At 57.3% G+C, this 24512-nt stretch carries 20 protein-coding genes and 1 riboswitch; of the genes, 6 read left to right on the forward strand and 14 right to left on the reverse strand.

The features are described 5' to 3' along the window. Positions 1-3: 3 nt before the first annotated feature. Entirely contained in the window at positions 4-690 is a 687-nt protein-coding gene (locus tag ACQQ2Q_RS20925; protein ID WP_428189080.1) for a protein GlxC, read from the reverse strand. 13 nt (positions 691-703) lie between these two features. Further along, complete coding sequence (locus ACQQ2Q_RS20930; protein WP_428189081.1) at positions 704-1612, reverse strand: class II glutamine amidotransferase; 909 nt, start codon at positions 1610-1612, stop codon at positions 704-706. A 276-nt stretch (positions 1613-1888) separates the two neighbouring features. Here ACQQ2Q_RS20930 and ACQQ2Q_RS20935 point away from each other — a divergent pair, with 276 nt between their 5' ends. The 4 genes from ACQQ2Q_RS20935 to ACQQ2Q_RS20950 all read left to right on the forward strand — a co-directional run bounded on the left by ACQQ2Q_RS20935 (position 1889) and on the right by ACQQ2Q_RS20950 (position 7613). Then, positions 1889-3070, forward strand: a complete 1182-nt coding sequence (locus ACQQ2Q_RS20935) for a glycosyltransferase family 4 protein (protein ID WP_428189082.1) — start codon at positions 1889-1891, stop codon at positions 3068-3070. Then, positions 3070-4179 carry a hypothetical protein gene (locus ACQQ2Q_RS20940; protein ID WP_428189083.1) on the forward strand — a complete coding sequence of 370 codons (1110 nt, stop codon included), beginning with the start codon at positions 3070-3072 and terminating at the stop codon, positions 4177-4179. The genes ACQQ2Q_RS20935 and ACQQ2Q_RS20940 overlap by 1 nt, the downstream gene beginning before the upstream one ends. Positions 4180-4299: 120 nt before the next feature. Then, on the forward strand, positions 4300-5820 hold the full coding sequence (locus tag ACQQ2Q_RS20945) for an oligosaccharide flippase family protein (protein WP_428189084.1): 1521 nt from the start codon (positions 4300-4302) through the stop codon (positions 5818-5820). A 164-nt stretch (positions 5821-5984) separates the two neighbouring features. Next, complete coding sequence (locus ACQQ2Q_RS20950) at positions 5985-7613, forward strand: alpha/beta fold hydrolase (RefSeq protein ID WP_428189085.1); 1629 nt, start codon at positions 5985-5987, stop codon at positions 7611-7613. Positions 7614-7618: 5 nt separating this feature from the next. On the opposite strand, the gene ACQQ2Q_RS20955 is transcribed toward ACQQ2Q_RS20950, so the two are convergent. The 7 genes from ACQQ2Q_RS20955 to epmA all read right to left on the reverse strand — a co-directional run bounded on the left by ACQQ2Q_RS20955 (position 7619) and on the right by epmA (position 15685). Further along, positions 7619-10087 (reverse strand): glycosyl hydrolase 2 galactose-binding domain-containing protein, encoded by a 2469-nt coding sequence (locus ACQQ2Q_RS20955; protein WP_428189086.1) that lies wholly within the window; start codon positions 10085-10087, stop codon positions 7619-7621. Positions 10088-10096: 9 nt separating this feature from the next. Beyond that, positions 10097-11065: a DUF1839 family protein gene (locus tag ACQQ2Q_RS20960; RefSeq protein WP_428189087.1), complete on the reverse strand. Its 969-nt coding sequence runs from the start codon at positions 11063-11065 to the stop codon at positions 10097-10099. Positions 11066-11072: 7 nt separating this feature from the next. Beyond that, the gene (locus ACQQ2Q_RS20965) at positions 11073-11981 is read right to left on the reverse strand and encodes an amino acid--[acyl-carrier-protein] ligase (protein WP_428189088.1); all 909 of its coding nucleotides are present in this window, start codon (positions 11979-11981) and stop codon (positions 11073-11075) included. A gap of 5 nt (positions 11982-11986) precedes the next feature. Beyond that, entirely contained in the window at positions 11987-13168 is a 1182-nt protein-coding gene (locus ACQQ2Q_RS20970; RefSeq protein ID WP_428189089.1) for an acyl-CoA dehydrogenase family protein, read from the reverse strand. Then, positions 13168-13419 (reverse strand): acyl carrier protein, encoded by a 252-nt coding sequence (locus ACQQ2Q_RS20975; RefSeq protein WP_428189090.1) that lies wholly within the window; start codon positions 13417-13419, stop codon positions 13168-13170. The genes ACQQ2Q_RS20970 and ACQQ2Q_RS20975 overlap by 1 nt, the downstream gene beginning before the upstream one ends. A gap of 164 nt (positions 13420-13583) precedes the next feature. Then, positions 13584-14624 carry a lysine-2,3-aminomutase-like protein gene (locus tag ACQQ2Q_RS20980; RefSeq protein ID WP_428189091.1) on the reverse strand — a complete coding sequence of 347 codons (1041 nt, stop codon included), beginning with the start codon at positions 14622-14624 and terminating at the stop codon, positions 13584-13586. After that, positions 14621-15685: an EF-P lysine aminoacylase EpmA gene (epmA, locus tag ACQQ2Q_RS20985; protein ID WP_428189092.1), complete on the reverse strand. Its 1065-nt coding sequence runs from the start codon at positions 15683-15685 to the stop codon at positions 14621-14623. Before epmA ends, ACQQ2Q_RS20980 begins: the two co-directional genes overlap by 4 nt. A 143-nt stretch (positions 15686-15828) precedes the next feature. Between epmA and efp the strand changes: the two genes are divergently transcribed. Then, the gene (gene efp, locus ACQQ2Q_RS20990) at positions 15829-16398 is read left to right on the forward strand and encodes an elongation factor P (protein WP_428189093.1); all 570 of its coding nucleotides are present in this window, start codon (positions 15829-15831) and stop codon (positions 16396-16398) included. Between the two features lie 73 nt (positions 16399-16471). Here the strand turns inward: efp and ACQQ2Q_RS20995 are convergent, their stop codons facing one another. Beyond that, entirely contained in the window at positions 16472-17956 is a 1485-nt protein-coding gene (locus tag ACQQ2Q_RS20995; RefSeq protein ID WP_428189094.1) for an NAD-dependent succinate-semialdehyde dehydrogenase, read from the reverse strand. After that, entirely contained in the window at positions 17956-19239 is a 1284-nt protein-coding gene (locus ACQQ2Q_RS21000) for a 4-aminobutyrate--2-oxoglutarate transaminase (RefSeq protein WP_428189095.1), read from the reverse strand. The genes ACQQ2Q_RS20995 and ACQQ2Q_RS21000 overlap by 1 nt, the downstream gene beginning before the upstream one ends. A 156-nt stretch (positions 19240-19395) precedes the next feature. Here ACQQ2Q_RS21000 and ACQQ2Q_RS21005 point away from each other — a divergent pair, with 156 nt between their 5' ends. Then, on the forward strand, positions 19396-20226 hold the full coding sequence (locus ACQQ2Q_RS21005; RefSeq protein WP_428189096.1) for a cupin domain-containing protein: 831 nt from the start codon (positions 19396-19398) through the stop codon (positions 20224-20226). A gap of 71 nt (positions 20227-20297) precedes the next feature. Here the strand turns inward: ACQQ2Q_RS21005 and ACQQ2Q_RS21010 are convergent, their stop codons facing one another. The 3 genes from ACQQ2Q_RS21010 to ACQQ2Q_RS21020 form a co-directional block, all read right to left on the reverse strand. Further along, a complete protein-coding gene (locus ACQQ2Q_RS21010) occupies positions 20298-21701 on the reverse strand; it encodes an efflux transporter outer membrane subunit (protein WP_428189097.1) in 1404 nt (467 codons plus the stop codon). A 187-nt stretch (positions 21702-21888) separates the two neighbouring features. Next, positions 21889-22833, reverse strand: coding sequence for a phosphoribosylaminoimidazolesuccinocarboxamide synthase (locus tag ACQQ2Q_RS21015; RefSeq protein ID WP_428189098.1), 945 nt, complete (start codon positions 22831-22833; stop codon positions 21889-21891). 175 nt (positions 22834-23008) lie between these two features. Further along, positions 23009-23692, reverse strand: a complete 684-nt coding sequence (locus ACQQ2Q_RS21020) for an energy-coupling factor ABC transporter permease (RefSeq protein WP_428189099.1) — start codon at positions 23690-23692, stop codon at positions 23009-23011. A gap of 56 nt (positions 23693-23748) precedes the next feature. Then, a riboswitch (cobalamin riboswitch) is annotated at positions 23749-23964 on the reverse strand. Positions 23965-24512 lie beyond the last annotated feature (548 nt).

The following is a 24512-nucleotide window of genomic DNA, read 5'->3' on the forward strand; positions in this document are numbered from 1 at the left end:
TCCTCAGTAGGCGTCGACATTGTCGATGTGGAAATTGTAGAGCTTGCGGGCCGACCCGTAGCGCTTGAAGTCTTCAGGCTTTATGTCTTCGACGCCGGCCTTTTTCAGGAGGTCAGTCAGAATATCCAGATGCTCGGACCGCATCTCCTTTTCGATGCAGTCGGCGCCAAGGCTCTTCACCTCGCCCCGCACAAACAGCCTCGCCTCGTAAAGGCTGTCTCCGAGTGCATCGCCGGCATCGCCCAGCACAACGAGATTGCCGGACTGGGCCATGAATGCCGACATGTGGCCGATCGAGCCCTTGACGACGATGTCGATGCCCTTCATCGAGATGCCGCAACGCGAGGAGGCATTGCCGTCGATCACCAGCAGGCCCCCATGTCCTGTGGCGCCCGCATACTGGCTGGCATCCCCTTTGACGAATATGGAACCGGACATCATGTTTTCGCCGACGCCCGGCCCAGCCGATCCATGAACGGTGATCTTGCCTTCGGCATTCATGCCGCCGCAATAATAACCGACATTCCCACGCACCTCGACAGTGACAGGAGCGTCGATGCCGACAGCGACGGCATGGGCTCCTCTTGGATTGAGGACTTCGAAATCCTTGTCGTTACTGCCTGCGGGAATGGCATGCAGCGCTTGATTGAGATCGCGTAGAGGAACATTGGCAAGATCGAAGGTCGGCATTGGCTTTGTCCTGTCAGGCAGCAGTCGCATGGTCCCAGAAATAGACGGTGGCCGGTTCCGGCTCCCAGACGTGCGCGTTCTCGATATCCGGAAGACTGACGAGTGCGCGGTATTCAGAGCCAAAGGCCACATAGCGGTCCGTTTCGGCCATGACCGCGGGCTTGCAGGCAATCGGGTCCCGCAGAACACCAAAGCCGGATTTCGTGCCCACCACGAATGTAAAGAACCCGTCCAGATCCTGGATGGCGTTGTTGAGTGCCTTTCCGAGATTGTTGCCTTCAGCCATTTCCGCCGTGAGATAGGCGGCGGCGACCTCGGAATCGTTTTCCGTCTCGAAGGCCATGCCTTGGCGCTTCAGTTCCCGGCGCATATTGTTGTGGTTGGACAGGGAGCCATTGTGCACAAGGCACTGGTCTGCGCCCGTCGAGAAGGGATGGGCCCCCAGGGTGGTGACGGCCGATTCTGTTGCCATACGAGTGTGGCCGATGCCGTGCGAGCCTGACATCGCCTTGACCGAGAAACGCTCAACCACGTGTTTTGGCAGTCCGGTTTCCTTGTAGATCTCGATTGCTTCTCCACTCGACATCAGGCGAACACTCGGTGCAAAGTGCTGAAGGATGGTACGAAGTTGGTCGGTTTGCGCCTTGTCGACGCCGATCACGCAATGGCTGCTTTTGATTTGGACAGAGGCGTTCGATCCGATCTCCTGTTCAATCCGCGTGGAAAGTGCGGGGAAGTCACGATCCGGATCCCCCGATTGCACGGTGAATTTCATCTGCCCGCTGCGTGGGTTTCCGTAGATTGCGATTCCAGCGGAATCCGGACCACGGTCCGTCATGGTGATCAGCATCTCGGACAGCATCTCGCCCAGTCTTGGCTCCAGCGTCCTGTCTTTCAGGAACAGTCCCACGATGCCGCACATCAATTTCATCCCTGTCATTGTTAAGAGCAGTATCGAATTAGCAGAGAACAAAGGCTTGATCAACAAAGGGAAATTAAATTTCCTGAAGGGAAATATTTCTTGAATGAGATGGAATGAATGCGCGCCAAGCCTTTAAAAAGACGACCGGGCTTGTCGTCGTTTACGAAACATCAGCCACATACCGAACGGCCCGGCTATCTGCACGCGATCTTAATCATTACATGGCTTTTCGTAGGTGTTGAAAATCGGCTTTGAGGTCGGTGGGAGAGGTGCGGCATGAAGCCCAATGATGCAGCGCGCGCGTTCGGCGCGTCCAGCGATGATCAGCGCCCGCTTGTGGTCCACGTCGTTCGCCAATACGCGCCAAGCCGGGGCGGATTGGAAGATGTTGTCGCCAATCTGTGTGGCACGCTGCCAGCCCAGGGGTTTCGCGTGCGTGTCGTCACCCTTGACCGCTTGTTCACAGATCGATCCACCTTGCTGCCGCACCGCGAAATCGTCGACGACGTCGAGGTAATCCGTATTCCCTGGCGGGGGAGCAGCCGGTATCCGCTTGCCCCTCAGGTGCTTCGCCACATTGAAGACGCCGACATTGTCCATGTCCACGCCATCGATTTTTTCTTCGATGCACTGGCACTTGCAAAACCGTTCCATGGCAAGAGGCTGGTGGCTACCACGCATGGCGGCTTCTTTCACACGCCGAAATTTGCGCTGCTGAAGAAGATCTGGTTCAGCACCGCGACACGGTTATCTGCCAGCGCCTATGCCGCTCTCATCTGCTGTAGTGCTGCAGACAAGCAGCTTTTTGCGAAAATTTCTGCGCGCCGGTCGGTCTTGATCGAGAACGGCGTGGATACGCGGAAGTTTGCAGACCTTGCTTCAAATGTGCCCCAGCGCCATCTTCTGACAATCGGCCGTTTTTCATCCAACAAGCGTCTGGACCGCCTGCTGGACACCGTGGCGGCGCTTTCGCCGGAATGGTCGCTGGACATTATTGGAGGCCCTTCGGACTGGCGCGAAGAGGATGTTCGGCATGCAATCGCTGAGCGTGGTCTGCAGAGCCGGGTCGCGCTCTTTTTGTCGGCTCCTCTGGAAATCATCAAGGAGCGCATTGCCAAAGCGTCGTTGTTTGTCTCTGCCTCAGACTATGAGGGCTTTGGCCTTGTCGCCGTGGAGGCCATGAGTGCGGGACTTGTTCCCGTCCTTCATACCAACGAGGCCTATCGTCAATTGGCGAACACCCATTCTCAGATCCATCTGGCAGATTTCAGCAAACCCGCGCATGCCGCATACGAGATCGAACGGGCATATGCATCTCTTGTGCATGATCCTGAGGGTCTGCGCCGGCAGATGATGGAATATGCCGAGCATTATGCATGGGATCATGTGATCCATCGTTATGCGGATGTGTATCAACAACTGCTTGGCGCAGCTTCAAGTGGGAAGGCGGACCGTTGATGACGCCAGAACGGAAGAGAGTGCTGATCGTGACAGGGCAGCATTTTGCAGATGCGCCGCGCAAGGTCGACTTGCACTTCATTGCCGATTCCCTGCGCGCGAGCGGTCACCATGTCGACTTTCTTGTGTGCCGCCTCAGCTTCGTCAGCCGGTTCCTGAAGGACGGAAGATGGGACTATGCGAAACAGAAGCCGCTCAACCAGTGGCGACGCATTGCAGATGGCCTGGACGAGTTCATCTGGTATGCGCCCTTTCATCCAATGAATTTGCGGCATCCCTTCGCCAACGCTTTGACCACGCCGCTCTTTCGTCGCTACGCCGGATTGCTGCCAGGGACAGTCGTAGACCGCCTCTCCGAATATACTGATGTGCTGATTGAAAGTGGTCCATCGCCACTGCTGGCGCGCAGGATCAGGCGCCATGCACCGTCTGCGAAGATCATCTATCACGCCGCCGACCGGCTGAAGACGATCAATGTTCACCCGGTGGTCGAGGATGCCCTCAACCGGGATATTGGTGCTTATGATCTGGTGCACATTATGGCGGAGGCCATGCGAGAAGACTTTCCGGCCGATGCCCCTGTCCTTTATCTACCGCACGGCATCAGCAAATCTGTTTTCGATCGAGCGGTCATCAGTCCCTACGGCTCCCAGCGAAATGCTGTCAGCGTCGGCGACATGCTGTTTGACGCGAAACGTCTGGATATATTGGCAGAGGCCAAGCCTGACTGGACATTTCATCTCTTCGGCAAGAAGGCACGGCCTGAGGTCGAACGCGGAAATATCGTGGTCCATGGCGAAGTGCCGTTCGAGACAATCGTACCCTTTATCAAGTTCGCCGATATTGGGCTTGCTTTGTACCGTTCGGGCGAGGGCGCGGACTATCTGAGCCAGTCGAGCCTGAAGATGATTCAGTACAGCTACTGCCGTCTTCCAATCGTGGCCCCTCGTTTTGCGGCCGCCGGCCGAGACCATGTTCTGGGATACGACGCCGAGGATGAGGCTTCGCTATTGGGCGCGTTCGACGCTGCCGCCGCATTCGACAGGCAGAGCATCGATCACCAGTCAATCCACAGTTGGGACCAGGCGGTTGATCGAATATTCTGCTGATACGGTGTGAACGACAGTCAAAGGGCCGTCTGAATCTTAAGGATTTCGGTCTATCAACGAAAGGAAGCCTGCCGATGCGCGGTTTCCCATAGCCGCGTCACAGTCGAGCAAACATCTTTCATGGCCAATCGCATTGTTACCAATTCCGTCTTGAATGCAGCCGCAGGTATGTCGCTGTTGCTGTTTGGCTTCGCATGCTCGATCGTCACTGCCCGTCTTCTGGGCCCGGAAGCAAACGGCATCATAGCTTTTTCGCTCTGGATTGCGGTGACCTCATCGCTTCTCGCTGAACTTGGAACCGGCGTAACCCTGCTGCGGATCCTGCCCAAGCTCAAAGGCGACGGCTTTGATGCCGAGGCGCGCCGAGGATTTGCGGCGCGGATGCTGCGACCGGTATCGGTCGCGACCCTGGTGTTTCTCGCATTCTATCTGTTATTCTTCGCAGAAGCAGACGAACACCATTGGGCGAGCACTTCACCCAGCGTGGTGCATGTCACCGCGATCCTGATCGTCATTCAATCGATCGGATCATTTTCCAAGAACTATCTGATTGGTGAGCAACGTGTCGGCACCTTCTTCAAGATGTCGACGGTAGCCGGTCTGCTGCAATTTTCAGGCGTGATCGCGGGCGCTGTCTTTTTCGGTATCCCCGGTGCGGTGGCAGGCTATGTTCTAGGGTTTGTCGTTCAGTTTTTATACGCGCTCGGCATTCTGTTTCGCCGCGGCAATGACTGCGGGATATCCAACCGATATCTTGTGAACTCGTCGTTACTGCTTTCCATTCAGTTCCTGATCGATTCAGTCTTTCTGAACCGCATCGAACTTCTGTTCATTCAGCAATATAATGGCGTCGAAGTGGTTGGCTATTATGCGGCGGCGCTGTCGCTTGCCAATCTGGCACTTCAGCTCCCGGTGCAGCTTACGGGCAGCCTCTTGCCCTACTATTCCGAAACGCTCCAATCGCAGGGCGGTGGCCGCCTGGCTGTGTCTGTCTTCGAGAGCGTTGCGCGCAACCTTGCCTATATCACCATGCCGCTCAGCTTCGGTCTTGCCGTCATCGCACCACGCCTTGTCACAACAGTTTTCGGTGAAGCCTTTGAGCCGGCGGGCAGTATCCTGACCGTTCTGGCGCTTGGTGCACCCATATTTGTGTTCTGCCTGCTCGGCACGCAGTATATGTTCTCGCTCGACTTTGTCCGCCAACGGCTCGTTGTCGGTATCGTCGGCGCAGCGCTGATGATCGCGGGAGGCTTCTTTCTGGTACCATTGTTGGGCGGTGAAGGTGCGGCCATCGTTCGCTTTATCGTTTTCCTTGCGATGACCATTCTCATCTTCCGAAAGATAGAATTCGATGGTTCGATGATCCCGATGTTTCTGTCGCTTGGACGGGTGGCTGTTGCTGCGGCATCCTGTGCGGGCAGTGCCTATGTCGTGCTTGAACTGGTGTCGGGCCTTGGCGGACTGATACTGGCAATCATCGCCGGTGCCATCACCTATCTCATTGCGCTGCGGGTGGTGCGTGCGATCGCGCGGGAAGACCTTGAGAGTTTCGAAAAGATTGCCAGGCGTTTGCCGCGGCCAGCCCTTGTCCTCCTTCGCTTTCTGGTGGCCAAACCGGGCAGTCAGGACGAAAGAGGCTAAGTCGGGGGAGGGGGATTGAGTTGAAGACGATCGATCACATGGCAAAGGCGAGGTCAGCGGCCCATCCGGTGACCTTCGACAACACTATCGGGCTTTTTCAGCCTTCTACCTTATCATCCGCCTCTGTTGCTGTTCTTTTTCTAAGCCCATGGGGGCTGGAGGAGATGTTTACGCGCAAGGTGTGGCGGACAATGGCGGAAGCGCTTGCCGACCAGGGTATTGCCAGCCTGCGTTTTGACTATCCCGGCACCGGCGATGCACTGGATCTGCCAGACTATCCAGAGGGTATTGAGACCTGGGCGAAGAGCGCGGTGGCCGCTGGCGATCAACTGAAAACCCTCTCGGGATGCACGCGGATCGTCTTTATCTCTCAAGGCCTGGGAGCAGCCATTGCGACCCTCATCGCAAAACGCCTCAAGGGTGTCGAGGCCATCGCCTTTCTCGCGCCGGTCATTTCTGGTCGCGCCTATGTTCGAGAGCTGCAATTCTGGTCGAGAATGATCGACGACGGGCTCGGGCTTACCGATGATCAGCGCCAAACGGACGGCGTATCGATTGCCGGCCTCACCATTCCCGCCGAAATTGCGGCCGATGTGCGCAAGATCAATCTGACGACGCTGGCTGAATTTGCCGTGCCGAAATGCCTTGTTGGCTGCCGTGGCGATCGTCCTGCCGACAAAGCGTTTGCCGGACAGTTAAGGGCGTTGGGATCGACAGTCGAGGAAATCGAATATGGCGGCTATGACGCCATGGTTTCCAATCCCTCTGTGTCCAGGGTGCCCTTGCAGATCGTCGAAGACGTTGTCGCCTGGACTGCCGCGATTGCGGGAGAGCAGGAGGCAGCCGGCAAGCACGCAGTTTCAAGCGTGCCGATCGCGCTGCCAGTGGGCGACGATACGTATCGGGAAACGCCGGTCACATTTGGCAGAAACAATCGCCTTTTTGGCGTGCTGTGTGAACCGCGTGGCGAAAGACGCGGCGCGACTGCGATTCTGCTTGGAACAGCCTATGATCGCAGTGCCGGCTGGGGGCGAATGGGTGTAACTATGGCGCGGCAATTGGCATCCGATGGCATTGCCTCCTTGCGTTTCGATGCAGCCAATATTGCTGACAGCCCGCCTTGCGAAGGCGAAAGCGAGCAGGTTCTCTATAACGCGTCTCAACTCCTGGATATTCGCGAGGCCAAGGAATTTCTTGACGACAAACTGCCTGGTCCGTCCGTGTTGGCGGGCCGTTGCAGTGCCGGATATCAAGCCTTCAGGGCGGCTGTTGTCGACGAGAAATTTCGGGGCGCTGTCCTGGTCAATCCCTATGTGTTTGAGTGGGATCCCGGCAGAAATGTCGATGAGGCTCTGACCGCACCGCCACGTTCGCTTGATACCTACAAGCAGAGGCTGTTTCAGGCGGAGACGTTTCGGCGTTTGATCAGCGGGCGGATCGATGTCGGCCAGGCCTTGGTCAATATCATGAAGGCAGTCGGCAAGCGGTTGTCTCATGTCGCGCGCCCATTGTTGGACCTTCTTCCGGGCTATGGCGACGAGCATCGCCGCGTCAGTTCTTCGTTTCGGACTCTCGCCGATCGCGATGTGAAACTGACCCTGCTTTATAGCGAGAATGATGTCGGCTGCGATCATCTCATCCGCCATTTCGGCAAGGATGGTGCAGGATTGCGGAAATATCCCAATGTGGAGCTGGGCTTTATTCCCGGCAGCGATCACAATCTGACGCCAGAAAGCGCTCGCCGGCGCTATATCGAGGCCGTTCGCGATGTGGCCTTGAATGCCGCACCGTAATCACGTCAAAAGCGAATTATCTGTCCGCTGCCGACGGCTGTAATTTCGCCTTCGGGTTTGCCAGACTGTCCGTCTCTGGAGATCAGACGGATACGCCTTTTGCATGCGGGGGCCAGATGAAACCAGTTGTCATCTGCACGCACCTGGTCGGATGCAATGTGCACCGACTGGGCAAAGCACTCGCTTTCAATGTCGAGGAACCACTGTCCTTTTTCTTCCATCAGTTCAGCTGTCACCAATGCCGGGAAGGCTGCAGTCTTTCGGCCGCGGGGAAAGTGAAATGCCTCCGCCAGCAGCGCGTCTTCGCCAGCATGTCGAAGGCTGGCAATCGTTACCTCATGGGATGGCGGGCCGAAGCGGAAGGCGTAGGGCGTATCGAAGAAGGCCCCGAACAGATCCGTGGCTGGAATTGACTGGCTGCTGCGGGGCGCAATGGTGAGCGAGCGCTTGCCGGAGATGACCCGCTGGCGACCATCACGCAGGCAGATGATGTCCAGCTCAGCCGCTATGGCTACCGGCGTTTCGTTCAATACATGCACGTCGAGCCCATTGGTGCCTTCATCCGTCAGCAGAACCTGAATGGGTCTGAACGCGCGCTTAAGCGCGTACCAGATCGATTTGGGTTCCCCGGTCGAATCGATCACGCCCCAGCCTGGGCCGGGTTGGAGATCCTGAAACGTCCAGACGAGCGCACCATTGCAACTGGAGCCGTGCCGTCGCCATTCGGCATAGGTGTCCGTCACCACCTCTGCCGTCACGGCACGGGATAACTGAAGGTATCGACCCGGATCCTCGCGGCGCAGGCGCGCCGGGTCAACATCGTAGAGCGTGTGAATATAATGGTCGCGAATGTCCTCGAAATCCCAGGACGCGCCACGATCCCGGGGCACACGCGCCTTCCAGTCCGGATGATGGACAGCGGCGACGGGTAGGTGTGTATCCAGGGTGCGTTGTTCGGGGACATTGGCGAAGGCCAGGCATTCTGCCGCAAATCGGACATTGGCGCGACGGGCGTCTTCGAGTGGCCGGCAATAGGCGCCGACTCCGTAGTAATGGGTGACGCCGCTATCGGGTGAAAACGGCATTGCTCCACCCGATGGCGAATTCTCCACAAAGGGCACGTCCGGGCGTTCTTCTGCGCACAGATGCTGCAGCGTGCCGTCGAACAGCGAGGTTTTCCAGATTCGCTCCGGCAGACCCAGCATCGCGCCTTGCTGATAGACTTCGCTGCCGCCGCAAAGGACGGCGAGAGAGGGTGAGCCGTTGGTGTCGCCAAGTCTCTGTTTTATCTCGCGTCGGACCGATTGGATAAATGGTTCTTCGGCAATCGGATAATCGAAATTGGCAAAGATCAGGTCTTGCCAGACCATAATGCCCAAGCGGTCGCAGAGCCTGAAGAAGTCTGCGCTTTCGTAGGTCATGGTGCCGCCGATGCGGATCATGTTCATGCCGGCGTTCACGGCATGGGAAAGCCAGGGTGCATAGTCTTCTGCCTGGCCCGACAATTTGAGGATGTCGGCATTCGTCCAGACGGCCCCGCGGCAGAAGATTTTTTCGCCATTCACGTGTAGCGCAAAGTCCTGACCATCGGACCCGCGATCGATTGTTATGCGACGAAATCCGACAAGTCCGAGTGTGTATGGCTTGCCGTCGATCACCAGCTTTGCTTCGTGGAGATCAGGCTTGCCATGCGTATGTGGCCACCACGGCGCGACATCGGGAATGTCGAGCGACGCTTGCCAGATGCCATCGGCGTTGGCGATCAATGGAGCACTATGAACTCCACATTGGAGTGCCATATCGCTTTCGGACCGGTCGATCGAAAAGGCGAGCTTCAACAGGCCGGTGCCTTGCTCATCGAGGTCTGCAATCAGATCGAGGTTTGACAGCGCAATGCCTGTGCTGCGGATCAGGTTGATGGGGCGAAACGGCCCTACGGGGTGGATTTCGGGACACCAGCCCGGCATGTGACCGAGTGGTGTTGTGCGCACCAGCCGCAACCCCTGATGATCCATCATTTGCGGGCGCCAGCGTGCTCTGGGGCCTTTTCTTGAAAGATGCGGTTCAAGCGCACGAAAGCATATGGCGATCTCGTCGTGGCCGCTCAGGACCAGATCTACATCGTGGCTGTGAAACATGTTGTCGGACGAGAGCCGCAATTCGCCATTGATATAGACTTCGGCAAAGGTCGAGAGCCCCTCCATGCGCAGAATCGCATGCCCGGACTTTTCGCCCTCAAGCGAGCGAAAATACCAGGCGTCCCTGTCATGAAGAGGGTGCGGGTGCTTCGGATCAAACAAGCCTGCGGCTGTCAGCGCACCGGCGACCGTTCCAGGTACCATGGCCGGTATTCTGGCCGCGGGGCGGTGTACGTCCTTTGGTGACGCATAGCGTCCAGCCTCGGTCACCAGCAGTGTCCAGCCGGCCTCCAGAGGTCGGGTATCTGCGTCCAAATAGCGGATGGAGGCGCTCATGCTGTCGCCTCAGGAAATTGTCTGGCTAAGTTCATCCATCAGCTTGTCCCAAGCTTCGGCTGCCGGGTCCAGTGCTGATTTCAATGCGTCGAATTTCTTGCGTGTGACAGCACGTGCAAGCTGGAACTGCACCGACTTCGCCGCTTCTGAAATCTTCAGGGCATGGCTGCGGGCGGATTCGTATTGATCACCGCGATCGAGCCACTCAAGATGGCTTGCCAGCAGTTCGAAATTGGCACCGAACTGGCGAAGCGTATTGAAGGCATATTTGTGGAAGAAACCAAAGGGACGTTCGGCGACGGCTTCCACTTGTGTCGGAAAAACGGACGAAAATGCTGCGATGGGATTGGTCTTGGGCCGGCGATTGAAGTGGCGCGTGAGCAATGCCGAGGCAATGTCGCGTTGATGATCTAATGTGGCAGTCGCTGCTGGAAACTTGGCGAATTCCGTATAGGGCAGGAAGGGCAGGGCGCCTTCGGCAAGATTGCGCTGGAAAATGCCGTCGAAATCCTCGCCTTCCAGATGGAAATAGCCACCATTGTGGAAGTAGTCCATCTGGTGATGGTCAATATCGAGACGATTGATCGCGACGGTCGTCTTGCCGTGCTCCTGCCGGTAGCCGATGCCGCGCGTGTCCGGCAGGTAGAAGCTGTCCATTTCGACAAGGCTCAGCCGACCGCGTTCGATCTGCGTGAGGACGTGATGTTCGACATTGTCGAAGATGGCAAGCTCGGTCGAGACCACACCATAAAGCGCTTCCAGGTCTTCCAGCGGCACCTTGAAGAAAGTGAACTGGTCGCCCTCGAAGTCCTGGGTCAAGGTGAAGCCGAGCATGGCTTCAGGGGCAACGCCATGGGTTGCCAGGACCTCTATCCACAAATCGACATAGCAATTGGTCTCGGGCCACATACGCTCGGCTGAATGGAGCGCATGCGGACGGTATGTGTCCGGATCGACGCCGGCAAAAACAGCTGTCATTCCCTCATCAGCCCCAGAGTGCCTTGCGCACTTTCTCCGGCCAGTCCTTCACGTCCAGACCGTGATGATGGAACAGCGCAAGCGCGATGCGTTCGAGGCCGAAGCCGACACAAGCGGTATGGGCGACCGAGCCGTCTGCGAGGTTCAGGTCCCACTTGGTGCCAAACGCATCCTGATGATAGTTGAAGCTCATGCAGGCCGTTGGATTGGCTGTCGAGGTGATCGGAATGAGCAATTCGAACTTCAGGTTCTGGTCACGCTGGTTGTTCGCGAGCATCTTGCCGGCGCGCCCGAAGAACGGGTCGTTGGCGACGTCGATTTCGACCGGAAGGGCGACCTCTTCCATCATCTTGACGCCGCGATCCATCCACAATTGACGGAACTCGGTGACGTCTGCCTGCGTACCCATGCGGACATATTCACGCATACGGAAGAGCTGCTGGCGTGCCGGATCCTGGGATGGTTCGTGGCGGAAGCAGTAGGATTGCAGATCGTAGAGGCCGCCGGCTTGAGGCAGGTTTCCGCGCTTTGCGACCGTTGGATAGAGCGGGTAGCAGGCGGCTGGTGTCAGCACGATATCGGTTGCCTTCTGCTCGCCGGTCCAATCGCCTCCCTCATCCATGCACTTCAGCAGGCTGACATGGTCAAGTTCGCACCCGCAGAAGCTGTGCACGGTGCCAGCAAGCTGCGGAAAGCTTTTCATGTAGCCGCTCTTTTCGAAAAAGGCGCGGTTCATGCCCGGTGGAAAGCGAATGGCTTCAGCGCCATCATCGCCGCCAAAGCGATCGACAAGGCGCTCGAACGCGGCAATGACGTCTTCGAACTGGCCGCTTCGACCATATAGACCATCCACCCCGGTATCGATCAGAAGACCGGCATCGAAGAGGCGGTCGAGAAATGTTGTCTGCATATCCATATGGCTTACCCCAATAAGCTTGTGTCTTGCTTCTGTACCAGGAGCATCTGCGACGTGTTTCCGAGAATGCGGTCATTGGAGATCATCAACTCGGCAGAATGTGCATCGCGCAGATGCCGTCCGAGGCTGAAAGGCGTGCCATTCTTGTAGCCAAGGATGCCGCAGATGCGCATGGCCTGATGGACGATTGGCAGAATTCCCTCTGAGGCTGCGATCTTCACATTGTTCATGGCAACGGCGAATGCCATTGAAGACAAGCGGTCGGCGTCATGATGCGCTTTTTCAAACGTCGAGAGGCCGGCAACAACCGTTGAACGGATTGTTTGAAGCGAAGCCGACATTTCTGCGAGTTGAACCAGACCGGGCGGCTGGCTGCCGGGCGCCTTGCGGGCTGCGGCGCGAAGGAAGCTCTGCGCGCGCACGAATGCATCCAGTGCAATGCCGTACCAGACGGAACTCCATAACAGATGCGATGCGGCGAGCATGGATTGTGCGGCGATTTCCGCAAAGTGATGCGGCAAGATCTGCTCGGCCGACGCTTCCCCCCGAAACAAGAATCCATCGGAGCAGGTTCCCCGCATGCCAAGCGTATCCCAGGTGTGGGTCTGCTCGAGCGTATACTGGTCTTTGAGAAAAACCGTCATCACCTGATCGGATGGGGCCGCGTCCTTGTTGCTGCGCGACGTCACCAGAATGGCGTCGGCATGCTTGGCATAGGAAATGACGGTCGCGTCCTTTTCGAGGCTGCAACGACCATCCTTGACGTCAATCGCGCAGATCGAATTGCGCAGATTGCCGCCGATACCGCCCTCGGTCGTCGCGGATGCGAGCAGAAGCTGCTCGGCCGCAAGTCGCGCCATCAAGCCTTCATGCCAGGTCGCGCCGCGTCCATGCTCGATCAGGCTGGATGTCTTGATCTGATGCATGGCGAAGATCATTGCGCTGGAGGCGCAAGCCTGTCCCAACGTGGTGCAGACCTCTGCGATCTCGGCATAGGATAAAGCTTCGCCGCCGAATTCCGCCGGGATCATCAGCGCGAGCAGCCTTTCCGACTTCATGGCGTCGACAGCTTCCCTGGGGAAGCGGCCACCACGATCGACATCATCGGCATGGGCTGCGGCGACACTTGCAACGCGCGCTGCCCGTGCCTTTACGGATTGGTCGAGGGCGTTGGCTGAAAGGTCCATCAGGCGACCTTCCTGTCCTCAAGAATCGTCTTGACCGTCTGCTCAATGGCCGCAACGCTCTGGAAAGACTTGCGGTTCAGCATGTGATCTGGAAATTCGATATCGAACGCATCTTCGATTCCAAGCATAAGTTGAACCGAGGCGAATGATGACAGGCCAGCTGCGTAGAGATCACTTGTATTATCCAGGGTCTCTACCGATACGGGCAAACCGCCGAGCTTGGAGAGCAGGGCACGAATAGTCTCGTTCATGGTTTATCCTTCCCGAACGTCATTTTTGTTCCTTGTTGGGACGGATTTCTATCTGGGAAAGCATAAGATTCCGCTAAATGCCGTAGTTAAATAAATCTAACCTACCGGCACCGCGACAATTTGATCGAAAGCATTTACATGCGACTAGGCAATCGCCGGCCTTCTCAAGGATAAGACCGTGTTCGCCCTTCGCGGTCGATCACTGAATAATTGCTGCTTTCGGTGGCAGACAAATTGCCCTCGCCGATCGCAACTTTACCGTATCCGCCAGGGAGATCGAGGATATAGGCCGGCAGGCATAGACCGGACACACGGGCGCGCAGGGCGCGCATCAACGCCTGGCCTTCAGCGATTGTCAGTCGGAAATGGCTGGTTCCGGGCGCTAAATCCGGGTGATGAAGATAGTAGGGTTTGACGCGGGTCTCGACGAAGGCGCGCATCAGGGAGGCAAGCGCCTCGACATTGTCGTTAATACCCTTCAGCAACACGCTTTGGCTGACCATGACAATGCCTGCGTCAATGAGGCGGGCACAGGCGGCGCGCGCCTGTTCCGTCATTTCCCGTGCGTGATTGGCATGAAGGGCCAGGTAGACAGTTTTGCCAGAGGCATTGAGTGCATCTGCAAGTTCGTCGGTGACCTTCTCGGGCGAAACCACCGGCACACGGCTGTGAATGCGCAGAATTTTCACATGGGGGATTGCGGCGAGCGCGTGGGTGATCTGGCGCATGCGTCGAGGCGACAGAACGAGAGGGTCTCCGCCAGTCAGGATGACCTCCCAGATTTCGTCGTGGCTGGCGATATAGGCCAATGCGCTCTCAAGCTCGTCTGCAGTCGGATTTCCATCTCCATCAGGACCCACCATCTCGCGGCGGAAACAAAAGCGGCAATAGACCGGACAGACGCCGACGGCTTTCAGCAATACGCGATCCGGATAGCGATGGACGATACATTTGACCGGACTGTGTGCCTCGTCGCCAATCGGGTCAGCCAGTTCGTCGGGCGTTGTGAGCAGTTCCGCAGCTGTGGGCACGAATTGGGCGGCGATAGGATCGTCGGGCGCAGATTTGTCTATCAGCTCAATCATGGCCGGTGTGATCGCCACAGCATAGCGGGCGGCAACCGTGCCCAGCACGTCACCGCTGGCTTTGCTTGTCAAACCCGATTTAACCAGCGCGTCGACGGATCGGATGTCGCGATCCGTCAATTGGCGACCTCTGCCACCGGCGCCCACATGACCTGATCGATGCGCAGTGCTCCGGTCGCCAGCATCACCAGGCGGTCAAAACCAAGAGCAATACCGCTGGCCTCGGGCATATCGTCGAGCGCTGCCAGAAAATCTTCGTCCAGAGGATAGGTCTCGCCATAGACGCGCTGTTTCTCTGCCATCTCGATCTCGAAGCGGCGGCGCTGTTCGGTGGCATTGGTGAGTTCGCCGAAGGCATTGGCGAGTTCCACGCCACAGGCATAAAGCTCGAAGCGTTCGGCGACCCTTGGATCATCCGCCGCCGGTCGTGCGAGTGCGGCTTCGCAGACAGGATAGCGATCCAGGATCGTGGCACGGCCCCGGCCCAGTTCCGGCTCGATCCTTTCCACCAGAACCCGGCTGAACATATCCGCCCATGTATCGTCCGTTGCCGTCTTGATCCGGGCCTTGTCCAGTTCCGCGCGCAGATGCCTCTCGTCCGTCGATCCGTCAGCAGATACCGAGGCAAGCAGATCGATATCTGCATAGCGCTGGAAAGCGTCCGCAACGCTCAGGCGCTCCGGCGCGGCAAAGGGATCAACCGTCATATCACGATAGGTGAATTGCTTCGTTTTGGTGGTTTCCGCCGAAAGCGCCAGAAGATCAGCACAGTCGCGCATCAGTGTTTCATAGGTTTCACCCGAGCGGTACCATTCCAGCATGGTGAATTCGGGATGATGCAGCGGGCCGCGCTCTCTATTGCGATAGACATGTGCGAAACAGCTGATGCGCGGCTCGCCGGCGGCCAGCAATTTCTTGCAGGCGAATTCGGGTGAGGTGTGCAGGTAGAGAGGATGGCGAGCGCCGTCATTGCCGATCGCTTCGGTGGTGAAGGCATGCAGGTGCGCTTCATTTCCCGGTGAGATTTGCAGCGTTGCCGTATCGACTTCGATGAAGTCATTCTTTGCGAAGAAGGCACGCATGGCGGACTGAATCGCATTGCGGCCGATGAGGAACGGTCTGCGATCGGTGTGGTTTGAAGGTGTCCACCATCTGGCACTGGGCGGATATTGATCCGGCAAGAGGCGCATTCTCCGGCGTTTACGCAACAGGGCTGGCCAATTGGCCAAATTTAGGTTAGTTGCGCCCCAGAATAATTGAGATACGTCCGGGACGATTGGGGTCGTCCTTTACGACGTGTCACTCGCAGTTACAAGGAAATCCAATGGTCAAGGTGATCGCTTCGTCTGTCCGCAAGGGCAATGTTATCGATGTCGACGGCAAGCTATACGTTGTGCTTACCGCCCAGAATTTCCACCCGGGCAAGGGTACGCCTGTTACCCAGGTCGACATGCGCCGGATCTCCGACGGCGTTAAGGTTTCCGAACGCTGGCGTACGACCGAGCAGGTCGAGCGCGCATTCGTCGAAGACCTGAACTTCCAGTTTCTCTATGAAGACGGCGAAGGGTTCCACTTCATGAACCCAGAAAACTACGACCAGGTTGTCGTGGACATTGAGACCATGGGCGATCAGAAGGCCTATCTTCAGGAAGCGATGACCTGCGTCTTGTCGATGCACGAAGGTATTCCGCTTGCTGTGCAGTTGCCGCGCCATGTCACGCTCGAAATCGTCGAGACCGAGCCGGTCGTCAAGGGCCAGACGGCGTCGTCCTCCTACAAGCCGGCAATCCTCTCCAATGGCCTGCGCACCATGGTGCCCCCGCATGTGGATGCCGGTATTCGTGTCGTCATCGCGACCGAAGACAATTCCTATGTCGAGCGCGCCAAGAGCTGATTTGAGACCGTAATACGCAAAAAGGCCCCGGAAACTGGCGTTTCCGGGGCCTTTTCGTTTCAGCTATCAGCTATCAGCTGTCGATGCTGAGGCAGAGATACTTCATCTCGACATAGTCATCGATACCGTATTTCGAGCCTTCGCGGCCGAGGCCGGATTGCTTGATGCCGCCGAAGGGGGCGACTTCGGTGGAAATCAAACCGGTGTTGACGCCGACCATGCCGTATTCGAGTGCTTCCGCCACCCGGAACACCTTCGAAGGGTCCCTGGAGTAGAAGTATGAGGCAAGGCCAAATTCAGTATTGTTGGCCATGGCAATCACATCCTCCTCGGTTTCGAACTTGAAGAGCGGGGCGACAGGACCGAAGGTTTCTTCGGTTGCAACCTTCATCTCCGAAGTGACGCCGGTCAGGATGGTTGGCTGGAAGAACAGACCGCCAAGATCCGATTCGCCGCCCCCCACTTCGATCTTCGCACCCTTGGACGTGGCATCGGAGACATGCTCCTTCACCTTTTTCAAGGCGTTTGCGTCGATCAGAGGACCGGTTGTCACGCCTTCTCCAAAGCCGTCGCCGACCTTCATTTGCTTGACCTTCTCTGCCAGCTTGGCAGCAAAGGCGTCGTAAACTCCAGACTGAATGTAGAGACGGTTGGCGCAGACGCATGTCTGACCGGCATTGCGATACTTCGAGATCATCGCACCTTCGACAGCCGCATCGAGATCTGCGTCATCGAAGACGATGAAGGGTGCGTTGCCACCGAGTTCCAGGCCAAGCTTCATAATCTGGTCCGCGCCCTGACGCATCAGGATGCGACCGACATTGGTGGAGCCGGTAAATGTCAGCTTGCGAACCTTGTCATTGTCGCAGAATTCCTTGCCGACCATTGCGGCATCCGTGCTTGTGAGCACAGAATAGACCCCTGAGGGCAAGCCAGCGCGTTCGGCAAGAATTCCAATGGCCAATGCGGAAAGCGGGGTCTGCGCTGCAGGCTTGGCAACCATTGCACAACCAGCGGCAATAGCCGGTGCCATCTTGCGGGCAAGCATGGCGTTGGGGAAGTTCCACGGCGTGATGGCACCGACAACACCGATCGGCTGCTTGATGACGAGAATGCGCTTGTCTGGCTGGTGACCGGGAATGGTGTCACCATAGACGCGCTTGGCTTCTTCGCCAAACCACTCGACATAAGAGGCACCGTAAAGGATTTCACCGCGTGCTTCTGCCCAGGGCTTGCCCATCTCCATGGTGAGGATGGTGGCAAGATCATCTGCATTCTCGACCATCAGGTCATAGAGTTTGCGCAGTATTCCGGCGCGTTCCTTGCCGGTCTTCTTCGCCCATGCCTTCTGGGCAATCTCTGCCGCATCAATCGCACGGGAGACCTCGGCCTTGCCGAGATCTGGGAGCGTGGCGATGACGTCGCCATTGGCCGGGTTTGTGACCTCGAATGTTGCGCCAGTGTCGCTTTTGGCAATCCAGTCGGACCCAACCAGCGCCTTGTCGGTCGCAAGGCCTGGATCCTTCAGTTTCGCGGTGAGTGTCTTGGAAATCGTCATTACTTCGCCTCTGCGCTGCATTCCTTGATCGACTGCTCGATGATGTCGAGCGCCTCGTTGAAGACGTCATCCTGGATGGTGATCGGTGCCAGAAAGCGAACAACGTTGCCGTAGACACCGCAGGTGAGCAGGATGAGTCCCTTCTCCAACGCCTTGAGGCGAACATTGTTCGTGAATTCCGCATTTGGCTTGGTGGAGCCGGGTTCGCCGAATTCGACCGCCATCATGAAGCCCGGTCCGCGAATATCGGAAATTTCCGGCACATCGGCGCGAAGGGCCTCAAGGCGTTGCCTGAGGCGGCCACCGAGTTGATTGGCGCGATTGATCAGATCTTCTTCCTCAATCACGTCCAGCACGGCATTGGCGGCGGCGATGGCGAGCGGATTGCCGGCATAGGTGCCACCGAGGCCGCCGGGGCCGGGCGCATCCATCAACTCTGCGCGGCCAGTGACCGCGGACAGCGGGAAGCCGCCGGCAAGGCTCTTGGCCATGGTCACGAGATCGGCTGCAACATCGTAATGCTCCATGCCGAACATCTTGCCCGTACGGGCAAAGCCCGTCTGCACCTCATCGGCAATCAAGAGGATGCCGTGCTGGTCGCAGATGTCGCGCAGAGCCTTCATCAGTGTGCGCGGAACCGGATAGAATCCGCCTTCGCCCTGTACGGGCTCGATGATGATGGCGGCGACGCGCGCGGGATCAACATCGGCCTTGAACAGCTTGTCGAGCACATCGAGCGATTCCTCAACGCTGATGCCGTGGAGCTCGAGCGGGAAGGGGACATGGAAGACATCGCCCATCATCTGGCCGAAGCCAACCTTGTAGGGGACAACCTTGCCGGTCAGCGTCATGCCCATGAATGTACGTCCATGAAACGCTCCGGTGAAGGCGATCACGGCAGAGCGGCCGGTTGCGGCGCGTGCGATCTTGACCGCATTTTCAACGGCCTCGGCACCCGTGGTCGCGAAGATCGTCTTCTTCTTGAAATCGCCGGGAACCAGCTTGTTCAGGCGCTCAGCGAGGTAGACGTAGTTTTCGTATGGCACGACCTGGTGGCAGGTGTGTGTGAAACTATCGAGCTGCTTCTTGACCGCATCGATGACTTTCGGGTGTCGATGGCCTGTATTGAGAACCGCGATGCCGCCGGCGAAATCGATGTAGCGGTTACCCTCAACGTCCCAGATCTCCGAATTCTCGGCCTTCTCTGCATAGATTTGCGTCGTCATGCCGACGCCACGGGAGATGGCATCGTTCTTGCGAACTGCAATTTCGGAGTTCTTCATTGCGGAAATTCCCTTGATGATTGGTTGGCCCTCGGCGTCCCATTCGCGGCGAGCACAAGGCGTATATATTTCCTACATTTTTTCAGTAGACTTGCAATATGCTTTGTCGCATTTATCAGTCGTGGCAAAGGCGAATGGCGGAAAGGCACTGTCCCGATGGACGAAATCCTCTTCAAGATCGGAGAAGCCGCCAGGATGGCCGGCGTTTCGCCATCGACTCTCCGGCTTTGGGAAGCACAGGAACTGGTGCAGCCAATCCGAACCGCGTCCGGTCAGCGACTTTACGATCGAGCGCTTGTCGACAAATTGCAGACCATTGCCTGGCTGCGCAGCGAAAAAGGCCTGAACCCGGCTGCCATACGCGAAAACCTGCGCGACGAAGGCGTGGACGGGGTCGGATCGGGTGAGGATACCACAGGAGACGAAAGTGGCTATCCGGGCGAACTACCCGTCGGGTTGAAAATCCGCAAATTGAGACGTGATGCCGGGCACACGCTTGACGCCGTAGCACAGGCCACCGGCGTGGCCATTTCGCAGCTTTCCACATTCGAGCGCACGTCGCAGGGACTGTCCTTTACGGCATTGCATCTGGTTGCCAATTTTCTGGGCACCACGATTGCATCGCTGAGCGGGCAGGAACTAAGCGCGGGAGCAGAATCGCTGATAAGAGACGGCAAGTGGCCGGAATGGCCAACGAGCTCATCCGGCGTGGCAATTCAGGTTCTCGCCGAAGGCCGCAACCAGATGGAATGCAATCGCTTTCAGCTCGCTCCGGGAGCATCGAGTGAGGGGGCCTACCAGCACGAAGGCGAGGAGTTCATTTTTGTGCTCTCCGGCAGTCTGGAAATCATTCTCGACGGCGACCAGTTTTTTCAACTCGGCACGGGTGACAGCTTCTATTTCGAGAGCCGACGCCCGCATTCCTGGCAAAACCGTTCGGATGGCGAGACGGTCCTTATCTGGATCAATACACCGGCGTCGTTCTGATCGGTCTTTCGACAAACAAAAAAGGCCTTCCCGCGGGAAGGCCTTTGATCTTCGACAATTGAATTGTCGGCTTATCTCTTGTCGAAGTCGTAGCCACCGCCGATGGCGATGTTGAGCGCAACGAAGTCGGTTGCCATCTGCTGCACGGCGGCAGCCAAGCTCGCCTGTGCCGTCGACACGGACCGCTGCGCATCCAGCACGTCGAGCAGGGAAGACGCGCCGTCCTTGTAACTTGCCGTGGAAAGCTCAAGCGCCTCATTGTAGGACTGAACCGTTGCCCGCAATGCGTTCACCGTCTGGCTATCGCGATTATAAGCAGCCAGAGCGTTTTCAACTTCTTCTACGGCATCGAGAACTGTCTGCTTCCAGACAAGTTGAAGCCGGCGAGCTTCGGACTCGGATGAGGTCACGTTCGCCCGCAGCCTGCCGCCATCGAGAATTGGCAGCGAAAGGCTCGGCCCGAACGACCAAGATGTGACACCGCCATTCGCGCCGCTCGTCGAAATAAAGGAAGGCGAAATCGAACCACTCAGCGTGATCGATGGATAAAGTTGTGCTTCGGCAACACCGATCTCGGCGACGGCTGCTGCCAGGTTGCGTTCCGCAACCTTGATGTCCGGACGATTGCGGATGAGGTCCGCAGGAACGCCGGTCTTTACGCTGCGACGTGCAACCGGCTGCGGGGCACCTTTTTGCAGATCCGCAATCAAGGTCGATGCAGGCAGACCCAGAAGCGTCGCGATATGATGTGCGCTCTTGCGGAAGTTTGTCTCAAAACCCGGGAGATCAGCGAGCGTCGAGTTTACCAAGCCTTCAGACTGCACAACATCAAGACGCGATGCAGCACCGGCGTCGAGCTGCAGCTTGGTCAAATCAAGTGTCTCGCGACGCGATTTGAGGTTCTGGCGCGCGATGGCGATGCGGGCCTGATAATAGCGCGCATTAATATAGGATGTCGTCAGATCCGAAATGAAGGAAAGCTTGGCGACATCTACACTCGAATAGGCGGCATCGAGGGATGCATTCGCACTTTCTTTCGCACGGCGATATTGTCCGAAAAGGTCAAGCAACCAGGAGACGTTCAGGCCACCTGCAGACGTCGACCTTGTATCCTGAGAACTGGTGCCGAAGTCGCCACTGCCGTCCGATCCGCTCACCGATTCGGAAGCAGAGGCCGTCAGGCTGGGCAGCGAACCTGCACCGGCGCTGACGACATTGGCTTGCGCAGAGGTAATGCGCTCCATCGCCTGAAGCACGGACAGGTTTTGCGATATCCCCTGATCGACCAGGCCGGTCAGCCGCTTGTCATTAAAGGCTGTCCACCAGGCAACCAGTGACACATCGCCGGCGCTCGCCGAGCCGCCTTCACTGAATTTCGCGGGCAACACCGTTTCCGGTGCGACATGGTCGGGACCGGAGACACAGCCTGCAAGGAAGAGCAGTCCAAGTATGGGGGCAGCTTGACGGGATATCATCATATAATCCTGTATTCATACAATTGCCGCCATGTCAGATTGACCGGCGGCTTGCCTGAGTATCCGGCTGGAAGCCCGGAATCGCTCTTTTTTCATATGGTAAACTAGCAATTCGTTCCAAAAGAAAACAGCCACCAAATTCACATTCCCGGGCAGCGTTGCGAATCATCCACACTCTGTAGAAAGCCTAGGCAAAGTAAGTTGACAAATTCTTGCGGATTCTGTCGAGGACAGTTGCCCCGCTTTCGTCTGGAGTGAACGGTTTTCCCGTGATCATTTCATAGGCTTTGCGATAGACATGAGAGGTCTCTTCAATGAGCGAGGCCGGGATGTCAGGGATATCATCCTTGTAAGGGTCGCAGCGCTCGGCAACCCATGAGCGGACAAAGTCCTTGTCGAAGCTCTGGGGCCGCTTTCCCTCTGCGACGCACTGCTCGTAGCTGTCGGCCATCCAGTAGCGGCTGCTATCAGGCGTATGAATTTCATCGGCCAGAAGAATGTTGCCGTCTTTATCCGTCCCAAACTCATATTTCGTGTCTGCCAGAATGAGGCCTTTCTCGGCCGCCATTTTCTGGCCGCGGGCAAACAGAGCCAGGGCATAGCTTGAAACTGTCTCCCACTGCTTGGCTGTCAGCAAATTCGTTGAAACGATTTCGGCAGCCGTCAAGGGCTCATCGTGACCGGCATCGAAGGCCTTGCTGGTGGGGGTGATGATCGGTTGATCGAGCCTCTGGTTGTCCTGCATGCCGTCGGCAAAGCTGAAGCCGTACATGTCACGCTGGCCTGCCTTGTAGAGCGTCAGGATCGATGTGCCCGTGGTTCCGGCAAGGTATCCGCGCACGATCACTTCGACCGGCAAGATATCAAGTCGTGTACCGACAACAACATTGGGATCGGGATATTCCAGCACGTGGTTGGGGCAGATATCGCTTGTTTCCTCGAACCAGTAGCGGGCCGTCTGGGTCAACACCTCTCCCTTATATGGAATACAGGTGAGGATGCGATCAAACGCCGACAACCGATCACTGGAAATGATGATGCGTCGACCGTCGGGCAGATCATAATTGTCCCTGACCTTGCCATGATAGTAATTGGGCAGTTCGGGGAAATGAGCTTCGGGCAGAATGCGCAAGGCATGTCCTTTCCAGCAAAGGCGGTTCCTGACGGTCCCGGCATGTGATCACCAAGTCCCCTCCGATAGCAGCGCTGTGCGTCGCGTCAACTGTTGCGTCGCAGATGCTGTTCAAAAAACAGGGCGCCCGACTGAAGCCGCGCGCCCTGTCTTCTCGATTGAGGCGTGAACCTGGTCAGCTGGCTGCGCTATGCAGTCGGCTGTTGAAGACCGGATTTTTCGTTTGGTTGGCGAACGTCTTTGCAATCGCCAATACGGCAAGGTCCACAAGCGGTTCCAGAATGATCACAGTCATATAGGCACCGCCAAAGGAAAAGACGCTGGCGATGTTATCGGCGCCGAAACCCTGTCCGTATAATGCCCAGAAGGCCACCCAGGCGACAATTCCGCCCTGATAGGCTGTCGACAGCGACAAAGCCTGCCAATATGTGACGTCGACATAGGGTGTCTGCGGGGCAATGATCCGCCTGGCCAATTGGCTGACAGCCCAAAGCGGGACAATCAGCGTGGTGACGTTGATGCCATATTGCGGCAGGTCGAAGGGGGCGAAAAACAGCCCCTGGGTCAAAAGACCTGCAGCCAGGCCCAATGCCGCCGGGCCGGCGCCAAAGATCAGGTATAAGGTGGAGCCAAGGATCAGGTGCACTTCCGACACACCGACCGGATAATGCGGTAACACTTCAAAAAAGCTGAAAACAAGTGCGGCGGAGATCAGGCTGCGTGTGGCAAAGGCCGTCACGCCGCCGTCCTTGCGGATCGTGTCCAGGGACATCTTCGCTACAAGCCCGAAAGAGGCCGCAGCCGTTGCGAAGCTCAGGGCGATCTTGGCACCGTCCACGATGCCGGGTTCAATATGCATTGTCGTTTCCTTTCGTCCGCGCCCACCGCGCGGGTTCTGGTGAATGGCCACAGGGTCTTGTGGCGGAAGCGACGGCAGGTCTCCTGGCTTGCGGGTCAAAGCTTGGTCCGCCTTATCAGTTCTGTCGAACCAATGGCATTTTGGACGTCGCTCGCCGCTCACAGTTGCGGGGGCAGCCACGGTTTCGGCCCCTGTTGGGTCGTCCTCACCGTATTCCCTTTTCATCCGCCTTCCCGATTGGGTCGGGCGGAACCGTCGCGTGATAGAGGCGTCTGCTTCCGATGACGCCGGGTCGCGGACTTCATCCGATGCAGACGCCTTAGTGATAGACAAGCTCTGCTGTGGAGACAAATGGAAATTGCGTCTGGCCGCCTTTGTCCCAAAGCGAGTCTTGCCTGAGGGCTCGTGCGCGAAGCCTAGGCTGAATGCGCCGCCGATTGGTATATATGTATATATAAGGCACGCCCGCCTGCGCCCCAGACCGTATCGCAGACACCAACGCTGCGGATCACTTGGGTGGCGTTTGCGGGTACGGAGCCGATGGTCGTCAACCTGCTGGCGAGCGCGGGCGGTAAAGCTTCTGCATCGATGTCGGACAGGCAGTCCCGCCAGCTGCCGGAAAGGCCGATCGGTCGATTTTTTCAATTTAACGATTATATTTCAATAAGATAAGAAAAACGACAGTTTTTTGACACGAGCCATGTTGACTTGAGTTTAGAGTGGGACTAGAACCCGCCTCACCGAACGAGAGGCGGCGGCGCTTCTGGCGACGCAGACTTTTGTTTCGGTAAAAAATCTTCGAGATTGGCTGAGATGCTGG

This window comes from Agrobacterium sp. ES01, from assembly GCF_050320885.1.
Taxonomy (GTDB): Bacteria; Pseudomonadota; Alphaproteobacteria; order Rhizobiales; family Rhizobiaceae; genus Allorhizobium.